Origin of the sequence: Fundidesulfovibrio soli, from assembly GCF_022808695.1 — a bacterium.
Lineage (GTDB): Bacteria > Desulfobacterota > Desulfovibrionia > Desulfovibrionales > Desulfovibrionaceae > Fundidesulfovibrio > Fundidesulfovibrio soli.
Genome location: NZ_JAKZKW010000007.1, coordinates 42,943 through 62,266 on the forward strand (window position 1 = coordinate 42,943; position 19,324 = coordinate 62,266).

18 protein-coding genes are annotated in these 19,324 nt (G+C 64.2%); 3 read left to right on the forward strand and 15 right to left on the reverse strand.

All coding sequences use genetic code 11. The features are described from left to right. Positions 1-96 precede the first annotated feature (96 nt). The 11 genes from MLE18_RS08520 to MLE18_RS08570 form a co-directional block, all read right to left on the reverse strand. Entirely contained in the window at positions 97-513 is a 417-nt protein-coding gene (locus MLE18_RS08520) for a YraN family protein (protein ID WP_243438368.1), read from the reverse strand. After that, complete coding sequence (locus tag MLE18_RS08525) at positions 495-1,106, reverse strand: ribonuclease HII (protein ID WP_243438369.1); 612 nt, start codon at positions 1,104-1,106, stop codon at positions 495-497. The genes MLE18_RS08520 and MLE18_RS08525 overlap by 19 nt, the downstream gene beginning before the upstream one ends. Continuing rightward, a complete protein-coding gene (locus MLE18_RS08530) occupies positions 1,103-3,628 on the reverse strand; it encodes a PAS domain-containing protein (RefSeq protein ID WP_243438370.1) in 2,526 nt (841 codons plus the stop codon). Before MLE18_RS08530 ends, MLE18_RS08525 begins: the two co-directional genes overlap by 4 nt. Positions 3,629-3,827: 199 nt before the next feature. Beyond that, complete coding sequence (gene rplS / locus MLE18_RS08535; RefSeq protein WP_243438371.1) at positions 3,828-4,184, reverse strand: 50S ribosomal protein L19; 357 nt, start codon at positions 4,182-4,184, stop codon at positions 3,828-3,830. Between the two features lie 35 nt (positions 4,185-4,219). Beyond that, the gene (gene trmD / locus MLE18_RS08540; protein WP_243438372.1) at positions 4,220-5,497 is read right to left on the reverse strand and encodes a tRNA (guanosine(37)-N1)-methyltransferase TrmD; all 1,278 of its coding nucleotides are present in this window, start codon (positions 5,495-5,497) and stop codon (positions 4,220-4,222) included. 3 nt (positions 5,498-5,500) lie between these two features. Continuing rightward, positions 5,501-6,394, reverse strand: a complete 894-nt coding sequence (locus MLE18_RS08545) for a hypothetical protein (RefSeq protein ID WP_243438373.1) — start codon at positions 6,392-6,394, stop codon at positions 5,501-5,503. 93 nt (positions 6,395-6,487) lie between these two features. Continuing rightward, positions 6,488-7,024 (reverse strand): ribosome maturation factor RimM, encoded by a 537-nt coding sequence (gene rimM / locus MLE18_RS08550; protein WP_243438374.1) that lies wholly within the window; start codon positions 7,022-7,024, stop codon positions 6,488-6,490. 58 nt (positions 7,025-7,082) lie between these two features. Then, entirely contained in the window at positions 7,083-7,316 is a 234-nt protein-coding gene (locus MLE18_RS08555) for a KH domain-containing protein (RefSeq protein WP_243310759.1), read from the reverse strand. Between the two features lie 57 nt (positions 7,317-7,373). Continuing rightward, positions 7,374-7,619, reverse strand: a complete 246-nt coding sequence (gene rpsP, locus MLE18_RS08560; protein ID WP_243438375.1) for a 30S ribosomal protein S16 — start codon at positions 7,617-7,619, stop codon at positions 7,374-7,376. Between the two features lie 89 nt (positions 7,620-7,708). Further along, positions 7,709-9,148 (reverse strand): signal recognition particle protein, encoded by a 1,440-nt coding sequence (gene ffh / locus MLE18_RS08565; protein WP_243438376.1) that lies wholly within the window; start codon positions 9,146-9,148, stop codon positions 7,709-7,711. Positions 9,149-9,240: 92 nt separating this feature from the next. Then, positions 9,241-10,422: a pyridoxal phosphate-dependent aminotransferase gene (locus MLE18_RS08570; RefSeq protein ID WP_243438377.1), complete on the reverse strand. Its 1,182-nt coding sequence runs from the start codon at positions 10,420-10,422 to the stop codon at positions 9,241-9,243. A 223-nt stretch (positions 10,423-10,645) separates the two neighbouring features. On the opposite strand from MLE18_RS08570, the gene MLE18_RS08575 reads away from it, so the two are divergent. Further along, positions 10,646-12,619, forward strand: coding sequence for a peptidase U32 family protein (locus MLE18_RS08575; RefSeq protein WP_243438378.1), 1,974 nt, complete (start codon positions 10,646-10,648; stop codon positions 12,617-12,619). 132 nt (positions 12,620-12,751) lie between these two features. Here MLE18_RS08575 and MLE18_RS08580 read toward each other — a convergent pair whose 3' ends face one another. After that, the gene (locus tag MLE18_RS08580) at positions 12,752-13,774 is read right to left on the reverse strand and encodes a GGDEF domain-containing protein (protein WP_243438379.1); all 1,023 of its coding nucleotides are present in this window, start codon (positions 13,772-13,774) and stop codon (positions 12,752-12,754) included. 1,092 nt (positions 13,775-14,866) lie between these two features. On the opposite strand from MLE18_RS08580, the gene MLE18_RS08585 reads away from it, so the two are divergent. Then, entirely contained in the window at positions 14,867-15,085 is a 219-nt protein-coding gene (locus MLE18_RS08585; protein WP_243438380.1) for a DUF3185 domain-containing protein, read from the forward strand. A gap of 86 nt (positions 15,086-15,171) precedes the next feature. Here the strand turns inward: MLE18_RS08585 and MLE18_RS08590 are convergent, their stop codons facing one another. The 3 genes from MLE18_RS08590 to MLE18_RS08600 are packed head-to-tail and all read right to left on the reverse strand — an operon-like array spanning position 15,172 to position 18,452. After that, on the reverse strand, positions 15,172-15,546 hold the full coding sequence (locus tag MLE18_RS08590) for a hypothetical protein (RefSeq protein ID WP_243438381.1): 375 nt from the start codon (positions 15,544-15,546) through the stop codon (positions 15,172-15,174). Between the two features lie 31 nt (positions 15,547-15,577). Continuing rightward, complete coding sequence (locus MLE18_RS08595) at positions 15,578-17,881, reverse strand: penicillin-binding protein 1A (protein WP_243438382.1); 2,304 nt, start codon at positions 17,879-17,881, stop codon at positions 15,578-15,580. Next, positions 17,874-18,452, reverse strand: coding sequence for a YkgJ family cysteine cluster protein (locus MLE18_RS08600; protein WP_243438383.1), 579 nt, complete (start codon positions 18,450-18,452; stop codon positions 17,874-17,876). Before MLE18_RS08600 ends, MLE18_RS08595 begins: the two co-directional genes overlap by 8 nt. Before the next feature lie 505 nt (positions 18,453-18,957). Between MLE18_RS08600 and MLE18_RS08605 the strand changes: the two genes are divergently transcribed. Continuing rightward, a complete protein-coding gene (locus MLE18_RS08605; protein ID WP_272881560.1) occupies positions 18,958-19,317 on the forward strand; it encodes an iron-sulfur cluster assembly scaffold protein in 360 nt (119 codons plus the stop codon). Positions 19,318-19,324 lie beyond the last annotated feature (7 nt).

The window sequence follows — 19,324 nt, forward strand, 5'->3', positions numbered from 1 at the left end:
CCGCTTCGGCAGAGGGGCGCAGCCCCGGCAGCTTGATCGCGGCGGCGGACGCACGCAACGCCCGGCTGGCCGGTACAAGCCCAGCTTTCTTCCGGGTTACCAGGGCTGCCAGCCGCCGCCCCGCCCCCTTCCCTTCCCGTCCGCCGCGAAATCCGCCTGGAAGGCGTCCGGCACATGCTCGGCCGTCAGCCGCTCCCCGTCGGACACTACGCTCACCACGTCGAAACGGCAGGGCCGCTCCCACCAGCCCCTGGAGGAGAGGAACTCGCTCGCCGCGCGGATCAGCTTGCCCCGCTTGCGCCCGTCCACGGCCTCGGCCCCGCTGCCCAGGCTGCCCAGGCCGCGCGTCTTGACCTCCACGAAAACAACGGTGTCCCCGTGCTGGCACACCAGGTCCAGCTCGCCGGTGCGGCAGCGGAAGTTGCGCTCCAGCACCCGCATCCCGGCCCGGCGCAGCAGGCGCTCGGCGGCCTCCTCGCCTTCGCGCCCCAGGGTCAGATGCCCGGCAGGCACGGGCGCTCCTGGAGCACGGCCTTCGGCTCCGGCCGCACGCCCCGGAAGGTCATGCGGTGCTGGGCGCATGGCCCCAGCCGGATGATGGCCTCGCGGTGAACCTTGGTGCCGTAGCCCTTGTGCTCGCCGAAGCCGTAGCCGGGGAAGCGTTTCTCCAGCTTGGTCATGATGCGGTCGCGGAAGGTCTTGGCCAGGATGGACGCGGCCGAGATGGCCGGGATGCGCGCGTCCCCCTCCACCTCGGCCCGCTGGCGCAGGGAGTGCAGGTGCAGGAGGCGGCTGGGGATGATCTTGTCTCCGTCCACCAGGACGAGGGTGGGCCGCGCCCCCAGCAGGGCCAGCGCCCTGGACATGGCCGCGAAGGTGGCCTGCAGGATGTTGACGCGGTCGATCTCCGGCGCCCAGGCCACGCCGAGGCCCCAGGCCACGGCCTGGGCCTTGATGGACGGTTCCAGCGCCAGCCGCCCGCGTTCGGTGAGCTTCTTGGAGTCCGTAAGGCCCGGCAGGTCGAACGTTTCCGGCAAGATCACGGCCCCGGCCACCACCGGCCCCGCCAGGCAGCCGCGCCCCGCCTCGTCGATGCCCACGATCACGCTGCGGCCTCCTGCACGGCCGGGCCAAGGGGCAGCCGGATGGTGAAGGTGGTGCCCTCGCCGGGTGCGGAGTTGGCCTGGATCGAGCCGCCGTGGCTGCTGGTGACGATGAAGTAGCTCACGGAAAGGCCCAGCCCCGTGCCCTCGCCCACTTCCTTGGTGGTGAAGAACGGCTCGAACACCTTTCCCAGCAGCGCCTCGTCCATGCCCGGGCCGTTGTCCGCGATGTCGATACGGGCCATGCCCGCCTCCACGCAGGTGCGCAGCACGATCCGGGGCGGCCGCGACCCCATGGCGTCACTGCCCTTGCTCAAGGCCTGGGCCGCGTTGCGCAGGATGTTCATGGCCACCTGTTCGATCTGCGTGGGTGAGCAATGCACGTGCGGCAAGTCCGTGCCGTATTCGCGCACAATCTCCACCTTGCGGAAATCGTACTTCTTTTTCATGTCGTAGTCGTTGGCGCACAGCTCCAGGGCCTTGTCCAGCAGGACGCTGATCTCCACGGGCACGTGGCCAGTCCCGGGCTTGCGGCTGAATTCGAGCATGTTGGCCACGATGCTGGCGGCCTTTTGACCGGCCTCACGCACGGCGTCCAGCAGCTCAAAAACCTGCCGCCGGGCGCAATAGTCCCTGATGGCGTCAAGCCCGCAGCCCACCTCCGCCGCCGCGCTCGCATTGGCCGGGATTCCGGCATCCAGGCGGCGGCGCAGGTTCTGTACGCTCTGCAGGATGCCCGCCAGGGGATTGTTGATCTCATGGGCCATGCCCGCGGCGAGTCCGCCCACGGACATCATCTTTTCCGTCTCGGCCATGATGGCGTACATCCGGGCACGCTCGTCGATGTCCACGGCGATGATCAGCAGGTAGGCCGCACCTGCCGTCTCTATCCGGCAGAAGGTGCACTCCGCCAAGCCCTTGCCTTCCTCCGCCCGGCGCAGGCGCAGGTCCGCACGCTGCGGGCCCTCGCCCGCCAGGGCCTTGCGCGCGGGGGAGGAGGGGTCCGCCGTGTTCCAGATGTCCAGGGAATGCAGAGTGTGGCCGAGCAGTTCCGCCTTGTCCATGCCCAGAAGCTCGGCGGCCGCGCGGCTGGCCATGACGCAGGCGCCGCCCGAGCAGTCGTAGAGCAGCACCCCCACCGGAGAGTGGTCCAGGATCATTTCGTTGAAGGCGAACGCCCGGCGCAGGGATTCCTCAGCGTCCATGCGGGCGGAAATGTCCGTATGGGTGCCGATCACGCGCAGGGGCGCCCCGGAGGCGTCGCGCGCCACCACCTTGCCCACCGCCAGGATCCAGCGGTAGCGGCCGTCCTTGCAGCGCAGACGGTGCTCCAGCACGTAGCTTGAGCTCTCGCCGGAAAGATAGCGCTGCACGGTCCTGATGGCGGCCTCCCGGTCGTCCGGGTGCAGCAACTCCCGCCACTGCTCGAAGTTATCCAGCAGTTCGTCCGGCGCGAAGCCGAGCATGGATTTCCAGCGGTCGGAGAAGAAGACCTTGCCGGTGGCCACGTTCCAGTCCCACACGCCCGCGCCTGCCCCTTCCAATGCGAACTGCCAGCGCTCGTCGCTTTCGCGCAGGGCCGCCAGCAGTTCGGAGAGCTCTCTTGTTTTTATGCGCACCCGGCGCCGCAACACGATGTTGAAACCGCCCAGCGCCGCGAGGCAGATGGCCACCCCGGCAATGGCGTAGCGGATGGCGCTGAGCACTTGGGAATTATAGAGCGGGACGCCCAGCCATTTGTTGTTGATGGCCTCCAGCTCCGAGCGGGGAATCCTGTCGAAACCGTTCTCCACCAGGAGTAGCAGATCCTGGCGGCCTTTTTTCACGGCGCGGTGGAACTCCCCCGAGTACAGGGTGAAGCCGAAGAGGTAGTCGTCGTCCAGGCCGTACTTGTAGAGGTAGTACAGGGCCGGGGGCTTATCCACGCAGAAGACCTTGACCACGCCGTCCCGGGCGGCCTTGATCACCTCCTCGTAGCTGCTGAACTCCATGACCGTGGCGATGCCGCGTCCGCGAAGCACGTCGATGCAGGCGTCCCCTGCCTTGACGCCTATGGTGAACCCATGGAGGGAATCGAGGTTGGTGATGCCGCTCAGATTCTTGTGGTAGAAGACGGGGACGTCCAACTGGGCGTAGGCCGGAGTGAAGTCGTAGACCCTGGACCGGGCTTCGTTCTCGAACATGGTGTCGATGACGTCCGCCCTGCCCTCGGCCATGATCTGCTGGGCCTTGTCCCAGTCGGTGGCAACCAGGTTCACCGCCACGCCCGTGGCCGCGGACCACTGCTTCCACTGATCCACCAGGACGCCCTGAAGATCGCCGCTCTGGGTGCGGAAGATGTACGGGGGGTAGTTGTCGTCCATGACGACGGTGATGGAGGCGGGCCGCGCCTGGGCCGGCGGCCCCGGCTGGGCGGAATGAACCGGCGGGGCAGCCTGCGGCGCGACTAGCGCCAGCGCGAAGGCAGCGATAAAGAGCACGAACCTCGCGCCGAACAGCACCGCTCTGATCCGTCCGCTCTTCACGTCTCCCCCCGTTTTCTTGCTGAAATGTGCCTGAAAACGTGGCGCGGGCGCAAGGGAAATCGCTTTTAAAGAGTCATTCCCAGGCAATGGAAACAGGGCAAGACCCCCTTGCGGGATCCTGCCCTGTCGGCTTCGAAGCTGGAAGGCGGCCCGGGCCGCCGTGCAGTCAAAGGAGGCCGTGCCCTGTGGGGCCGAAGGCCTAGTTGTTCCAGTCGTTCTTGGACTTGATGCGCGAGGCCTTGCCCTTGAGCTTGCGCAGGTAGTACAGGCGGGAACGGCGGACCTTGCCCTCGTTCACCACCTCGACGCGCTCGATGAAGGGCGAGTACATGGGGAACACGCGCTCCACGCCGACGCCGTCGGACACCTTGCGCACCGTGAAGGTGCAGTTGGTGGTGCCCTTGCGCAGGCGCAGTACGGCGCCCTGGAACACCTGGATGCGCTCCTTTTCGCCCTCGAGGATGCGGAAATGCACCTTCACCGTGTCGCCGGGCTTGAACGAAGGCATATCCAGGCGGATATGCTCGGATTCGATCTGACGGATGATGTTGCTCATGGCCTGTCTCCTTATGACTGGCTTCACGGGGAAGCTCAAAAAATGTCGCCCAAAATACGGTCCAGCAGGATGGCGCAGGCGGCCCGCACAGGCAGGTGGTTGTAACCGCCGTAGGGCCTCACCGGGGCCAGCAGCCCGTGGGTGAGGGCCAGGGCCTCGGGGGCCAGCCCCGATCCGGTGCCCAGCACCAGGAGCACGGGGCGCTCCTCTAGGGCCTGGCGCACGCCGCCCGGGGTCAGCGCGCCGTCCGGCCGGGCGCTGGTGGCCAGCACCAGCGGTTCCTGGCCGCATGACTCCGTCACGCCTGCAACCGCGTCTTCCAGGGTGGAAACCACCCTGACCATCCCGAAAGCCTCGGCCCTGTCGGGGTTGCCCTTGCCGCCCGCCCCGCCGGTCCAGTGACCGAGCAGAGTGGCCGCCAGAGCCTGCTGATCCTCCAGGGGAGTGACCGCAAAAAATCCCGCAAGACCATACGTTCGGGAAATGCGGGCTATATCGTGGAGGTCGAGGTTGGTCAAGGAAACAGTGACGGTGTGGCCCATTTTGTTCATCACGGGGCCATGCACCAGGGCCACGTGAAGGTTTCGCCCGGGCAGCGTCCTGCGCAGGGCGGCAAGATGCGCCCTGTCGCGCGGGTCCAGCCGGGCCTCGGCCAGCAGTTCGGGGCGCCGCGCCATGGTCTGCTCCAGGGACTGCTCCCTGCGCCAGCGGGCCACCTTGGCGTGGTCGCCGCCCAGGAGCACGGGGGGGACGCCCAGGCCCTCGTAGACCTCGGGGCGGGTGTAGTGCGGATATTCCAGCACCCCGTGAGAGAAGCTCTCCTCGTCGCCGGACTCCTCCTTGCCCATGAAGCCGGGCAGCAGGCGCGAGACGGCCTCGATCAGGCACAAGGAGGCGGACTCCCCGCCGGAGAGCACGAAATCCCCCACGGAGACCAGCTCGATGGGGTAAAGCTCCAGCAGGCGCTCGTCGATGCCCTCGTAGCGGCCGCAGAGCACGGTCAGCGCCGGTTCGGCCGCCAGTTCGCGGGCCAGGGCCTGGCTCATGGGCTTGCCGCGCGGCGAGAGCATGAGGATGCGGCCCGGGGCCTCCAGGGAGCGCAGGGCGCCGGCCAGGGGGTCGAGCATCATGACCATGCCGGGGCCGCCGCCGTAGGGGCGGTCGTCCACGGTGCGGTGCTTGTTTGTGGCGAAGTCGCGCGGGTTCACCAGGTTGAAGTCCACGATGCCCTGCTCCACCGCCTTGCCCAGCAGGGCGCAGGAGAGGGGGGAATCGTAGAATTCCGGGAACAAGGTGAGGATGTTGAAGCGCATTTTCTAATAATCACTTCGCAACAAGTCTAAAAACCTTTCACGTTCCCTTTTTGTTGTTAGCCTTAGGACACGCTGCGAAATTGATATCAGAATGTTTTTCTGTTCTTCCCACGCGGCATCCGAGTAGACCCTTTGCCCCGAGCGAATACTATTCGCAACACCTAGAACATGCTGCAGAAACCGTCCGGGGATTAACAAATCTTGTAGATCACACCATCCAGTGAGAAGTTTAGCCTTATTATATCTTGCTTCCAACAATGAATCGCACTTCTCGTCCTTACAAGCACAATACACCTTAATTATACCAACTCCATCTCTATCTTCTACACTCACCACATTACCAGAACATTCTTTCGTTATAGATTTTTTGAGCAAGTCCGCGCCACACACTTCGCACGGCAAGGGTACATACTCATCAACAACACAATGTATTGGTTTAATATTATCGTAAGACTGAGGAAAGTATCTCTGTAAAAGCATACTATGGAAGTCAAACAAAAGCCGCTTTTCAATCAATTTTTTGTCGTATATTTTGTACGATATTATCTCACCCCTCTCAACCAAGCGGTTAAGACGAGTATTTAAGCCAGCACTTGGGAGCGTAGAATACACGCCAATAAAGCAGTCTGCTCCAAAAGCCTTCATTCTCTCCAGAATATTTGACTCGTCGGATTCATTTACGGATTTGTCAGACACAGCATTATGCTTACAGCTGACCATGCTCAATAATTTGTGGTCAGACGCTAAGCCGGAAATTGTCTCAGAAACAATAAAATCCTTTCCTTCATCAGCCCCGCGATCTGGTGATGAGACGATTTTGAAACCAACATCTGCAAGGAAATCTCTAGCAAAAAGCTCCCAAATCTCAGGCGATGTAATTTCCTTGAAGTCTATCATGACTTACCCACGCCATAAGAAGTTGAGACAACAACACAATCGATTATGGAAACCAGATAAACACTTTACTACAAATACAACACCCCAGCGGAATCACTCCCCCGGCTGCGAAAGCTCCAGGAGCCCCTGCGGCGGGTCGATGACGATCCGCCGCTCCCCGGCGTCGATCTCGGGCACGGTCTCCTCGGTGGCGGGCAGCAGGATCTCGCGCCCGCCCTCGCCCCGGATCAGCCAGACGTCCTGCCCGGGCAGGTCCATGAAGCCCTCCAGCACGCCCACGGGCTCACCGCCGGGCAGCACCACGTCGAAGCCGACGATCTCGTGCAGATAAATCTCGTCGTCGTCGAGTTCGGGCAGGTCCTCCGGGCGCACCAGCACCTGGCAGCCGCGCAGGGCCTCGGCGGCGTCGCGGTCGGCGACGCCCTTGATCGTGAGCAGCATCCTGCCCTGATGCGGCCTGCTCGTGAGAATCTCCACGACGCGGTCCGCGCCCTTGGCGGGGCGCAACCACACCTTGCCGCCGGGCGCGTAGAGCGAAGGGGAGTCAGCGTGGTTCTCCACGCTGAACTCCCCCCGGATTCCGTGTGGCTTGACGACCTCGCCGATGACCACCATGTCTTTCGCGGCCAATTCGGGAGCCTCCAGAAAGAAAAGGGAAAGCGAGCCCCTCCGTGAGGAGGGGCTCCGCCTATTCCAGGATTTCCAGCACTGAGCGCTTGCGCGCCTTGGTGGAAGCCGCGCCGAGGATGGTGCGCATGGCACGGGCCGTGCGGCCCTGCTTGCCGATGACCTTTCCCAGGTCCTCCTTGGCTACCTTGAGCTCGATGACGGACGTCTGTTCGCCCTCGACCTCGTTCACCTGGACCTGTTCCGGGTTATCCACCAGCGACTTGGCGACGTACTCTATGAGATCCTTCAGCATAATCGTGGCACCTCCGCGTGTTGGGCACGCGTCCCGGCGCCGCATCGCCCGCTGGGACTAGTTGTTCGAGCCGGCCTTGCGCAGCAGCGCCCTGACGGTGTCGGTGGGCTGTGCGCCGCGATCGACCCAGTACTTCAGCTTCTCGGCGTCGACCACCACTTCGGCGGGCTCCACCATGGGGTTGTAGTGCCCCACGTAGTCAAGGGCGCGACCGTCCCGGCGGGTGGCGCTGTCCATTGCGACGATGCGGTAGAAGGGACGTTTCTTGCTGCCCATTCTGGTCAGTCTGATTTTCATGGCCATGGTTCATTCACCCCCGATGAGGATATGTAACGTGTTTTACGGTTCTGGCAAGCCCGCCACGGCGACGATCCGGCGCGCGGGCAGGCCGCCTAGCGCTTTTTCTTCTTGCGCTTGTCCTTGTTCTTTTTCTTCTTGGTGGGGCTGCCCTTGCCCGACATGGCCTGGGCCATGCCCGCCATGCCTGGCATCCCGCCCATGGGCATACGCCCGGCGGGCATCGCGGGCATCTTGCCGCCGCCCATCATGCGCTGCATCATCATGCGCATCTGCTCGAAATTCTTCAAGAGCGCGGTGACGTCGCCCACCTGCACGCCGGAGCCCTTGGCGATGCGCTCCTTGCGGCTCTGGTTGATGATCTTGGGCTCCACGCGCTCGCGCTTGGTCATGGAGCTGATGATGGCCTCCAGCCGGGCCATCTCCTTCTCGGGCATCTGGATGTCGCCAAGCTGCTTGGTGAGCTTGCCCATGCCCGGGATCATCTTGAGGATGGACTCCAGGGAGCCGAGCTTCTTCACCCGGCGCATCTGGGTGCGGAAGTCGTCCAGGGTGAACTGGGCCTGGCGGAGCTTGCGCTCCATCTCCTGGGCTTCGGAGGTGTCGAACTCCTCCTGGGCCTTCTCGATGAGCGAGAGGATGTCGCCCATGCCCAGGATGCGCGAGGCGATGCGGTCCGGGTGGAAGATCTCCAGGTCGGAGGCCTTCTCGCCCATGCCCACGAACTTGATGGGCTTGCCCGTGACTTCCTTGATGGAGAGGGCCGCGCCGCCGCGGGCGTCGCCGTCCATCTTGGTGAGCACGACGCCGGTGATGTCCAGGCGTTCGTTGAAGCTCTCGGCCACGGTCACGGCGTCCTGGCCGGTCATGGCGTCGGCGACGAAGAGGATCTCGTTGGGGTTGACGGCCGCCTTGATGGCCGCCAGCTCCGCCATGAGGGGCTCGTCGATGTGCAGGCGGCCCGCGGTGTCCAGGATGATGACGTCGTGGCCCTGGCGCACGGCCTCTTCCACCGCGTCGCGGCAGATGTCCACGGGGTTCATGCCCGGCGTGGAGGGGTAGGCCGGCAGATCCAGCTGGGAGGCCAGCTTGTGCAGCTGCTCGATGGCCGCGGGGCGGTAGACGTCCGCCGGGACCAGGTAGGGCTTGCGCTTGTGCTGGCGGCGCAGCCACAGGGCCAGCTTGGAGGTGGTGGTGGTCTTGCCCGAGCCCTGCAGGCCGGTCATCATGATGATGAGCGGCTTGGCGCGGAAGTCCACGGTCTGGGCCTCGCCGCCGAGCAGCGAGAGGATCTCGTCGTGGACGATCTTGACCACCATCTGCCCGGGCGTGAGGGATTTCATCACGTCCTGGCCGAGGGCGCGCTCGCGCACGCGCTCGATGAAGGCCTTGACCACCTTGAAGTTGACGTCGGCTTCGAGGAGCGCAAGGCGCACCTCGCGCAGGGCGTCCTGGACGTTGGTCTCGTCCAGACGCGCGTGGCCGCGTATCTTCTTGAATACGGACTCTAAGCGGTCTTGCAGGCTCTCGAACATGGTCCCTTCTTGTGCCGGTAAAATTAAAGCCCTCTCGCCTACCGCAGGCAAGGGGGCCTGTCAAGGAAGAATTGCGCGCTCTTCCGGGCCTTTCAGCCCGCGATGGCCTTCTTGAACCCCTCCGCGGCGCCCAAAATCACCTTGGTGCCCACGCAGAAGGTCAGCCGGAAGTATCCGGGCATGCCGAAGCCCGAGCCGGGCACGGCCAGCACCCGCTCCTTGCAGAGCTTCTCCACGAAGGCCACGTCGTCGCCGCCCGGGGCCTTGGGGAAGAAGTAGAACGCGCCCTTGGGCATCACGAACTCGTAGCCCGCGTCCCCCAGCACCTTGGCCATGGCGTCGCGGCGCTCGGCGTACACGGACACGTCCACCTGCTGGCCCAGGGCCTTGAGCAGGATGGCCTGCCCGATGGCCGGAGCGTTGACGTAGCCCAGGATGCGGTTGGCGAACACCACGCCCGCCATGAGCTCCTCCTTGCCGGGCATCTGCGGGGCCAGGGCCACGTAGCCGATGCGCTCGCCCGCCAGGGAGAGGTTCTTGGAGAAGGAGCTGACCACCACCGTGTAGGGGTAGATGTTCATGATCGAAGGCACGTGCGCGCCGTCGTAGGTCAGGAAGCGGTACGGCTCGTCGGCCAGCAGCAGGATGGGCTTCTCCCGCTTGGCGTTCTCGGCCGTGAGCCCGTCGGCCAGGGCCTTGATGGTCTTCTCGGAGTAGACCACGCCCGTGGGGTTGTTGGGCGAGTTGAGCAGCACCACGCGGGTCTTGGGAGTGATCGCCGCCAGCAGGGCCGGGACGTCCAGGTCGAAGTCCGGCAGGGTCGGCACGGTGACCAGCCTGCCCCCATGGTTGCCCACGTAGAACCCGTACTCCACGAAGAAGGGGCGCGGGCAGATGACCTCGTCGCCCGGGGTGAGCACGGCCCGGAAGAAGGCGTTGATGCCGCCGGCCGCGCCGCAGCTGAGCAGCAGGTCCGAGCCGGTGACGGGGGCTTCCTGCTCCTGCGCAACCTGTGCGGCCAGAGCCTCGCGCACGTGGGGGTGCCCGGCGTTGGGCATGTAGCCGAAAGCGAAGGGCTCGGTGGCGCGGGCGGCCAGCTCGGCCAGGCATTCGCCCACCACTCCGGGCGAGGGCAGGTCCGGGTTGCCCAGGCTGAAGTCGTACACATTGTCCTCGCCGTATATCTTCTTCATCTCCGCGCCCTGCTCGAAGATGCGCCTGATCCAGGACCCTTTGCTCAAGGCCTCGGAAATCTCGCTCGACAACAAACTCATGATCCGCTCCCGGTGAGTATTGCCCGCCAACGCGGGGGAGCCTGCTTCTACCCTCCAAGCGCCCATACTTCAAGCTTGCCAAGCCCGCCCCGAAGCATTACATGCCTTTCGCCTTCATTGAAAACCGCCCCCGGGCTTCCGGCGGGCGTACATCATGCGCACCGGCTTCCGTCGCCAGCGGCGGATTATTTCTCCAACTCTTGCAGCAGAGTACCGTTCCAATATGAACCACACCCCCGAAATCCTCGCTCCAGCCGGTGACGCCCAATCCTTCCTGGCCGCCCTCTCCGCCGGAGCCGACGCAGTATACTGCGGGCTCAAGCATTTCTCCGCCCGCATGCAGGCCGAGAACTTCTCCATCCAGGAGCTCGCCCGCCTGACCACCCTGGCCCACGACATGGGCCGCAAGGTCTATGTGGCCATGAACACCCTGGTCAAACCCGGCGAGGAAGGCAAGGCGGGCCGCCTGGCCGACCGCCTGGCCCGCGTGGTCCACCCCGACGCGCTCATCATCCAGGACCTGGGCTCGGCCGTGGTGGCCCGCCAGGCCGGATACAAGGGCGAGCTGCACCTCTCCACCCTGGCCAACGTCTCCTCCCCCTCGGCCCTCTCCGTGATGCCCCAGCTGGGCATCAGCCGCGTGGTGCTGCCGCGCGAGCTGAACGTGGACGAGATGCGCCTCATGGCCGCCGCCTGCCCCGAGGGCGTCGAGCTGGAGACCTTCGTGCACGGCGCGCTCTGCCACAACATTTCCGGCCGCTGCTGGTGGTCGAGCTTCCTGGGCGGCAAGAGCGGCCTGCGCGGGCGCTGCGTGCAGCCCTGCCGCCGGGTGTTCAACCGCAAGGGGCATCCCGGGCGCTACTTCTCCTGCCAGGACCTCTCCCTGGACGTGCTGGCCAAAGCCCTGCTGACCATCCCCCAGGTGAAGGCCTGGAAGATCGAAGGCCGCAAGAAAGGCCCGCACTACGTGTTCTACACCACCACGGCCTACCGCATGCTGCGTGACGCCCCGGACGACCCGAGCGCCAAGAAGGCCGCCCTCTCCTACATCGAGCAGGCCCTGGGCCGCCCCTCCACCCACTACAGCTTCCTGCCCCAGAAGGCCCGCAACCCCGTGGACGCCATGAGCCAGACCGGCTCCGGCCTGCTGGTGGGCCGCGTGAACCTGCGCGAGGGCCGCAAGTATTTCGTCAACCCGCGCCAGCCGCTGTTGGCGGGCGACCTGCTGCGCCTGGGCTACGAGGACGAGCTCGGCCACCAGGTGGCGCGTGTGACGCGCTCCGTGCCCAAGGGCGGCCGTTTCGACTTCTCCATCGCCCCCGGGGCCGGACGCCCGCGCGCCGGCATGAGCGTGTTCCTGATCGACCGCCGCGAGCCCGAGCTGATGCGCCGCATCGAATTGCTGGAGGCGCAGCTGAACAAGATCCCCGAGCTGGACTCCGTGGAGTCGAAATACGCGCCGGTGATGCCCAAGCCCTACAAGCCCGCGCGGGGCGAGCGCTGCGAATCCGTGCACATCTGGCGCCAGCCTCCCAAAGGCCCGGCCAAGGGCGCGGCGGGCGTGTGGGTCTCGGCCACCAAGACGCAGCACCTGCCGCTGGGGCGCGCCTCCTCCACCTGGTGGTGGCTGCCCCCGGTCATCTGGCCCAACGAGGAGAAGGATTTCGCGGACATCCTCGAGGTCATCCTCAAGCGCGGCGGCAAGCGCTTCGTGCTCAACGCCCCCTGGCAGACCGGGCTCCTGCGCAAGCGCCGCGAGATGGAGCTGTGGGCCGGGCCGTTCTGCAACGTGAGCAACCCCCTGGCCCTCTCCACGCTGAAGGACATGGGCTTCGACGGCGCGATCATCTCCCCGGAGCTGTCCGGCGAGGAGGTCATGTCCCTGCCCAAGCGCAGCCCCCTGCCCCTGGGCGTGGTCACCTACGGGCTGTGGCCCTTGGGCATCAGCCGCACGCTCAGCCAGGACATCAAGTCCTGCGAGCCCCTGACCAGCCCCAAGGGCGAAGTCTGCTTCTCCACCCGCTACGGCCAGAACTTCTGGATCTACCCCAACTGGGAGCTGGACCTGACCGAGAAGGAGGACAGCCTCTGCAAGGCCGGGTTCATGCAGATGATCCACATGCGCGAGCCCCTGCCCAAGGGCATGGAGCGCAAGGAAAGGGGTTGCGTGTTCAACTGGGACATCGGGGTGCTGTAGAAGCGCCTCGGCCTGGGCTGGTTTGCTGAAACCGGGCCAATTGAATACAGAAAAGGGCTCACGGTGTGAGCCCTTTTTTTATCTCTGGACGGCGTCCGTCCCGCCGCCTTACGGTCGCAGGAATGTGCCCGCCTATTGCACGCTGGTCCTGTTCTTGCCGGACTTCTTGGAAAAATACAGCGCCTCGTCCGCGCGCTTGAGCGCGGACAGATAACACTGCTTGCCGCCATCGTTGTGGAGCTTGGCCAGGCCGATGCTGCACGTTATCTTGAGTCCGCCATAGAGCAGCGCCCCGTCCACGTCGCGCGCCTTGAACACCTTAGACTCCAGAGAGCGCCTGATGTGTTCGGCAACCATGAACGCCTTCTCGTCATCGACGCCATCCAGGTACACCACGAACTCCTCGCCGCCATACCTCCCGGCAAGGAACCCGCTCTGGGGGGAGTTGGCCTTGCTCTCCACTTCATTCAGGAGATTGCCGACCTCCCGCAGCACCTGATCGCCTACAAGGTGGCCGTAACTATCGTTGAATTTCTTGAAATTATCCACGTCCAGCATGGCGACATACGCGGGCCTGCTCCCCTCGAACGTGCTCTTGACGAGCTGCTCGACGGTCAGTTCGAAGCACCTGCGGTTCCGCAACCCGGTCAGAGGGTCCAGATTGCAGATGGCGTCCAGGCTTTCCGCATCCTGAGCCAGCAGGTCCGCGAACTCGGACACGTTTCTGTTGACGAACTGCACGGCCTCTTCAATCGAACTGAACTTCCGCATGTCGTTCGACAGTTCATTGTTGAAGTCGACGAGATTATTGCACCGTTTTTTGATGACTTCTTTCGAGGCATTGATGGCCTGGACGATCTCGTCGAACATCTTGTTGACGCTGTCAATCGACTCCGAAGTCACACGCGCGCCTATCCTATTTGAGACATCCGCGAATGAATCGTTGTCGAACTTCAAAGACTTGAGTGCTTCCAGGGCGATAAGCTGGATGTCTTCCTTTTGTGCGGACGACAAGAATTGAATTTCTTTTATGAATGACACGAACAGGAACAACGACTTCCAGCGCACATCCTGGGGCGTCCCCGCCTTGGCCAAAGACGCGCACAGCTTCTTGATGTCACATGATTCTTTAATTTCACTACAAACATGATCCATTCCGCACCTCTGATTTCATTTGTGCAACAGCGGAGCACGTCTGTTACCGGCACAGCCATCCTGTTTGCATGTTGAAGCCAACAAAACATATTATTGCCTAAACAAAATTATTATCACCATGGCTTTCTTATTGCAAATATTTTGCGGTCGGTGACCCATGGTTCTCACCGCCGTACGGCCGCCCTCCCCGGTGCGCCAACTCCGGCTTGTAGCCCTGGGCATCAGCGGCGACCTCTTTCCGCTTATTGAACATCCCCTCCCCTATCAGTTCTCAGCAGGGGGGCCTCCCTCTTGGCGCTCGTCCCACAACCCTGCAACGGGGGCTGAAAGATTCGTTGCGTCTTCATAGACAATAGCGCATACTTGCCATGCGCATTCAATATGTAATAGCGATATGGAGCGCGCATGCTGCAAGCAACCCTGCGGAACGTTCCCCGGCATGATGGAGCATCCGGGCTGTCCGTGGCCCAGCCGTCCCTGCTTAGCGCCCATGTCCTGGCACACGGCTTCGGACGGTCCAGTCCCTCTCGCCGCCGGGCGTTCACCCGCCTCGCCCCCGCCGCATGGCGTCCGGCGGCGGCGATTGTTCCGGCTGCGGCGGGGACTTCGGGGGAGACTGCGGCGGGGGATGCGACGGCGGGGGCGGCGGAGACTAAACCTGCCGGTGACGCCCCGAACCGGCGGCTCCCGCCTTGCATGCCCAAATGTCTGGGCCGGAAAGATCGCGATCGCGTGTTCGGCTGTGATATCGGGCTGTCGGAGACCGCTCCACCAAGACAGCCGCCCGCGCCGCGTGCGGAACCGCTCCGTCAGGACGATTCATAACAAGGACTCCCGGCCTGGGCCGGAAGTCCTTTTTCATTATGTCCCCGCAAATTGACTCGGCGGACAATATGCATGGCATGTTCCCGTGTTCGTGGTATGCTTGAAAGAGTTCCGTCTCACGCACCGGCCCAAACTGCTGATTTGGCGTCGCCGGGATCCAGGGGGCGACCCCGCTGCCCCGGCGTATGGGCCGAATCCTGGCCAGGCATCGCAGACAATGGGGAGAGGCCGCCTGTTTCACATCATGCCGACTCAAGGAAGGACACAATGAGAACCATCACGATTGTCGCAGTTCTGCTCATGCTCGCCGGGGGGGCGGTCTTGGGGTATCAAGGGATCACCTATACGACCAAAGAGAATGTCATTGACCTCGGCCCGTTGAAGGTGACGACGGAGACCACGCGCACGGTCCCCATGCCGTTGATCGCGGGCGGTCTTGCGCTCGTTGGAGGAGTGGCCCTGCTCTTGCTCGCAAGAAAGAAGTAGGACGCTCGCCGAAATTGAAAGCGGGCGCCCCATTATACCATGGGGCGCCCGTTTTGCGTTCGATAGAAGCAGCCGCGTGTCCGGCGCTAGCCGCCGAAGTTGGCGATGAAGCGTTCCAGGTCGTTGGGGTCGCCGTCCTGGTAGTCGTCGGGATAGAGCAGCGCGGACATGTAGAAGATGCTCTCCAGGTCCAGGGCCTGGTTGGCGCGGCGGGCAAAGCCCTCGGCACCGGTCAACAGGCGGCGGCCCTCCGGCGTGGCGGCCTCCGCGCCGAGGGCGTCCAGGGCGTTCTCGGGCAGGTCGGCCAGCAGCTCGCACTTTTCGAGCATCATTTCGCGGTGGGCGGTCTTGTCGCCGCGCCCGTGCAGGGCCTCGGCGGCCTCGGCCTCCAGCCGCCTGATATCGGCGGCGGCGTCCCCCAGCAGTTTCAGGGCCTTGGTCATCCCAATGCTGTGCGTCATGTCTGTCGCCTTCTGCGTGGCCCTATCCGGGCTAGTACATCTGTTTGAGGAGCTGCTCGCCGGTGGCCAACGGCGCGTTGGGGTCGGAGAAGTTCACGTTGCCCTCCCCGCCGATGATGCCCGCGAAGGCTGATTTGTCCTGCCCTTCCTTGAACGGCATGGAGACGCCGTCCACGCTGGCCCAGACGATTCCCGGCGGCGCCGCGAAGTCCACCGTGGGGTAGTACGGCTCCACGGCCATGCGGTAGTCCACGAAGGCGGGCAGGGCCGCCGAGCCGCCCGCCTCGCCCTTGCCCATGGACTGAGGCTGGTCGAAGCCCAGGTACACGCCGGAGAGCAGATACGGGGTGAAGCCGATGAACCAGACGTCCTGCTCGTCGTTGGTGGTGCCGGTCTTACCCGCAATGGGCTTGCCGATGGCCATGGCCTTGCCGGCCGTGCCCGCGCGCACCACCTCGCGCAGCATGGAGGTCATGATGAAGGCCGTCTGGGGCGACATGGCCTCGTGCAGCTCCGGCTCGGAGCGGTACAGCTCCTGCCCGTCGGGCCCCTGCACGGAGAGCACGAAGCGCGGCTTCACCTGCTGCCCGCCGTTGGGGAAGGAGGTATAGGCCTGGCAGAGGTTGATCAGGTGCACGGAGGCCGCGCCCAGGCTGATGGGCAGATAGGGCGGCAGGTCGGTGTCGATGCCCATTTCCTTGGCGCGCTTGATGACCTTCTGGATGCCGATCTGCTGTGCAACCCGGATGGTCACGAGATTTCGTGACTTCGCCAAGGCCGCGCGCAGGGACATGGGCCCCTGGAAGCCGCCCTCGTAGTTTTCCGGTTTCCAGATCTTGTGGGTGACCGGGTCCTCATAGACGAAGGGGCTGTCCATGACCACGGTGGCCGGGGTCATACCCTCGTCGATGGCCGCGGAGTAGACGATGGGCTTGAAGGCCGAGCCGCACTGGCGCAGGGCCTGGGTGGCGCGGTTGAACTGGCTCTTCTCGAAGGAGAAGCCGCCCACGCAGGCCAGCACCACGCCGTCGCGCGGGTCGAGGGAGACGAAGGCCCCCTGCACGTCCGGCTCCTGCTGCAGGATCAGGTCTTCCCCGGCCTTGGGGGCCTTGGGGTTGGGTGTTTTGGCCTTGGGTTCCGGCGGGGCCAGGGAGACGAAGACCACCTCGCCCGCCTTGGGGCCCTTGCCCCTGGTCCAGCCCAGGAACTTGGCGTCCACGAACCCCACGCTCTTGCCGTACTTGACGGTGAGCCCCTTGGCCGAGGCCTCGGTGACCAGCGCCTTGACCCAGTGCCCGGTCTTGAGAAGCTCGGGGTTCACGTCCTGGGCCAGGAACTCGCCCCACTTGTCCGGGGTGAGGGTGTCCAGGGTGCCCTTCCAGCCTCGGCGCTTGGAGGAATCCACCAGGGCCTTGCGCAGGGCCTTCTCGGCCGCCTCCTGGTGGACCAGGTCGCAGCCGGTGACCACCTTGAGCCCGCCCGTGTAGACCATGTCCTCGCCGAACTTATCCAGCAGCCAGCGGCGCACCTCTTCAAGGTAGTAGGCGCCCACGCCCCAGCTGGGCTGGTCGTCCATGCTCTTGAAGACCAGTTGCTCCTTGAGGGCGGCGTCATGCTCCTGCTGGGTGATCCAGTTGTTCTCCAGCATGCGGCCCAGCACATAGCGCTGGCGGCCCTTTGCGGCCTCGAAGTCGCGCAGGGGGCTGTAGCGGCTGGGCGCCTGGGGCAGGCCCGCCAGGATGGCCGCTTGGGCGATGGTCAACTGGCCCACGTGCACGCCGAAGTAGGTGCGCGACGCGGCCTCCACGCCGTAGGCGCGGGAGCCCAGATAGATCTGGTTGAGATAGATGGTGAGGATCTCGTCCTTGGTGAGGTAGCGCTCCAGGCGGTAGGCCAGGATGGCTTCCTTGATCTTGCGCTTGAGGCTCTTTTCCGGGGAGAGAAGCAGCCGTTTGACCAACTGCTGCGTGATGGTGGAGCCGCCCTGACGCATCCCGCCGTGCTGCACGTTCTTGAGGAAGGCCCGGAAGATGGCCAGCGGGTCCACGCCTTCGTGCTGATAGAAGGAGGCGTCCTCGGCGGCCAGGAAGGCTTTGGGCAGGAAGGCGGGCATCTCCGACAGGGAGGAAAGGAACCGCTTCTCCGCGAAGAGGTTGCCCAGGACCTTGCCGTCGTGGGTGTACACGGTGGAGACCACCGGAGGTTTGTATTCCGTGAGGTTCTTAAATCCCGGCAGGTCGCTTGCGGCCCAGAAGTAGACGCCGACAAGCCCCAGGCCAGCGCCAAGGATGCCAAGAACGATAAGAATCGCAAATATCAACAGTGCTTTACGCATTTTTCCCCACTCTATCCTTCAGCCTTGCGAGCAGTTCGCCGTCTTCGAAGGGGGTCATTCCCCAGGCCAGGCGCATCCGCCCATGCAAGTCAAGGACCATGGCATGGCTCATGCCCAGTTGGGCCAGGAGCTCTCGCACGCCCTTGCTGCGCTTGCAGGCCAGGCAGCCCGAGGCGTCGAAGGCGGCGACGGCCCCTGCCGATACCCAAAACGGGAACAGACGGCAATAATAAGGACGCACCTCCCGCGGCAGGATGCAGCCCTCAGCCGCAAGGAAGGAGCAGCCGCCGTCGGGCCTGGTGGCCAGGCGCAGGTGCCCCCCGTGCGATGGAAACAGGGAGGCCATATGGGCCCTGTCCCGTGGAAAGAGCCGCATCATGTGCGCCAGGAAGGGCGCCGTGTTGGGCGCTCCGGTGAGCCCCCCCATCTGGGGGGCGGCGTCCACGATGCGCTGGCGCTCAAGCTCGGAGACGGGGAAGCACAGATCCTCCTGGCCGGGTTCGAGCCTGCAGCAGGTGGGTCCGAGGCTGGCGCATTGCGCGCAGACGTATGTATCGGGGGAGGATGTCACATTCGTTGCCTTGGCGTCTGACTGCCATTATGACCGAGGGAGCGGTATGGCAACCCTTAACAATGCCCCAACTTGCCGGAGGCCTGCCTGCGAGAGGGACGCCCCCCAGCCCTGAAACCGGAATACCCCGGAATAACGCCCTGTTGCCGCCCCCCTGCCCCCGCCGGCCCCGGCGGCGGCCATCCGCGCACCCAACCCGCCCTTAGCTATCTTGCCATACCCGGACAGGAGGAATCTGCGCCTTTTCGGCAGGTTATCCGGCTTTTGCCGATATCGGCCCGCACGTGGCTTGTGAAAATAATCGCACAGTAACCACTTTTTTTGTTGACGATCTGCGCCGCTCGGTCGTATTTCGGCCTCGGCAGTGGTTGAGGCGACGGCGACGCATTCCGCACCGGATCATTTACCCCATCCCCTCCGGGCATGCGTTGTCGTGCCGCTGTTCATGCGATCAGCGCGACGGCGGCATATTCAGAACTATTTTCCACATACTATGAGGTCTTCTATGGACACTGTCCACGGGAACTCCTGTTCCAGCGAACTTCGTTTGCTCGATAACTACAATTGCGAAGGCGTACACGGCTGCACGACTTGCAAGAAGTCCATCCGCATGCAGCTTCTGATCGTCGATGAAATCATTGTCGACGCCGGCGGCCAGGTCGACGGCTGCCGCTACAGCCGCGCCTGCCTGACCACCCTGGTCAAGATGGTCAAGGGCAAGTCGATCTACGACGCCTACCCCATCACCAACGAGGAACTTTGCAGCAACCTTGAAAAGGTCAACCCCAAGTACGACTGCGACACCTTTGTGGTTGGCGCTCTCAAGATCGCCCTGCGCGACTGGGAAAAGAAACAGGCCGCGTAAGGCGACC

Excerpts from the sequence above, each read along its gene's own strand:
- rpsP (WP_243438375.1), bottom strand. The coding sequence starts at position 7,619 with ATGGCCATGAAAATCAGACTGACCAGAATGGGCAGCAAGAAACGTCCC.
- trmD (WP_243438372.1), bottom strand. The coding sequence starts at position 5,497 with ATGCGCTTCAACATCCTCACCTTGTTCCCGGAATTCTACGATTCCCCC.
- MLE18_RS08575 (WP_243438378.1), top strand. The coding sequence starts at position 10,646 with ATGAACCACACCCCCGAAATCCTCGCTCCAGCCGGTGACGCCCAATCC.
- MLE18_RS08545 (WP_243438373.1), bottom strand. The coding sequence starts at position 6,394 with ATGATAGACTTCAAGGAAATTACATCGCCTGAGATTTGGGAGCTTTTT.
- MLE18_RS08570 (WP_243438377.1), bottom strand. The coding sequence starts at position 10,422 with ATGAGTTTGTTGTCGAGCGAGATTTCCGAGGCCTTGAGCAAAGGGTCC.
- MLE18_RS08585 (WP_243438380.1), top strand. The coding sequence starts at position 14,867 with ATGAGAACCATCACGATTGTCGCAGTTCTGCTCATGCTCGCCGGGGGG.
- MLE18_RS08595 (WP_243438382.1), bottom strand. The coding sequence starts at position 17,881 with ATGCGTAAAGCACTGTTGATATTTGCGATTCTTATCGTTCTTGGCATC.
- MLE18_RS08590 (WP_243438381.1), bottom strand. The coding sequence starts at position 15,546 with ATGACGCACAGCATTGGGATGACCAAGGCCCTGAAACTGCTGGGGGAC.
- MLE18_RS08555 (WP_243310759.1), bottom strand. The coding sequence starts at position 7,316 with ATGCTGAAGGATCTCATAGAGTACGTCGCCAAGTCGCTGGTGGATAAC.
- rplS (WP_243438371.1), bottom strand. The coding sequence starts at position 4,184 with ATGAGCAACATCATCCGTCAGATCGAATCCGAGCATATCCGCCTGGAT.
- ffh (WP_243438376.1), bottom strand. The coding sequence starts at position 9,148 with ATGTTCGAGAGCCTGCAAGACCGCTTAGAGTCCGTATTCAAGAAGATA.
- MLE18_RS08580 (WP_243438379.1), bottom strand. The coding sequence starts at position 13,774 with ATGGATCATGTTTGTAGTGAAATTAAAGAATCATGTGACATCAAGAAG.
- MLE18_RS08605 (WP_272881560.1), top strand. The coding sequence starts at position 18,958 with ATGGACACTGTCCACGGGAACTCCTGTTCCAGCGAACTTCGTTTGCTC.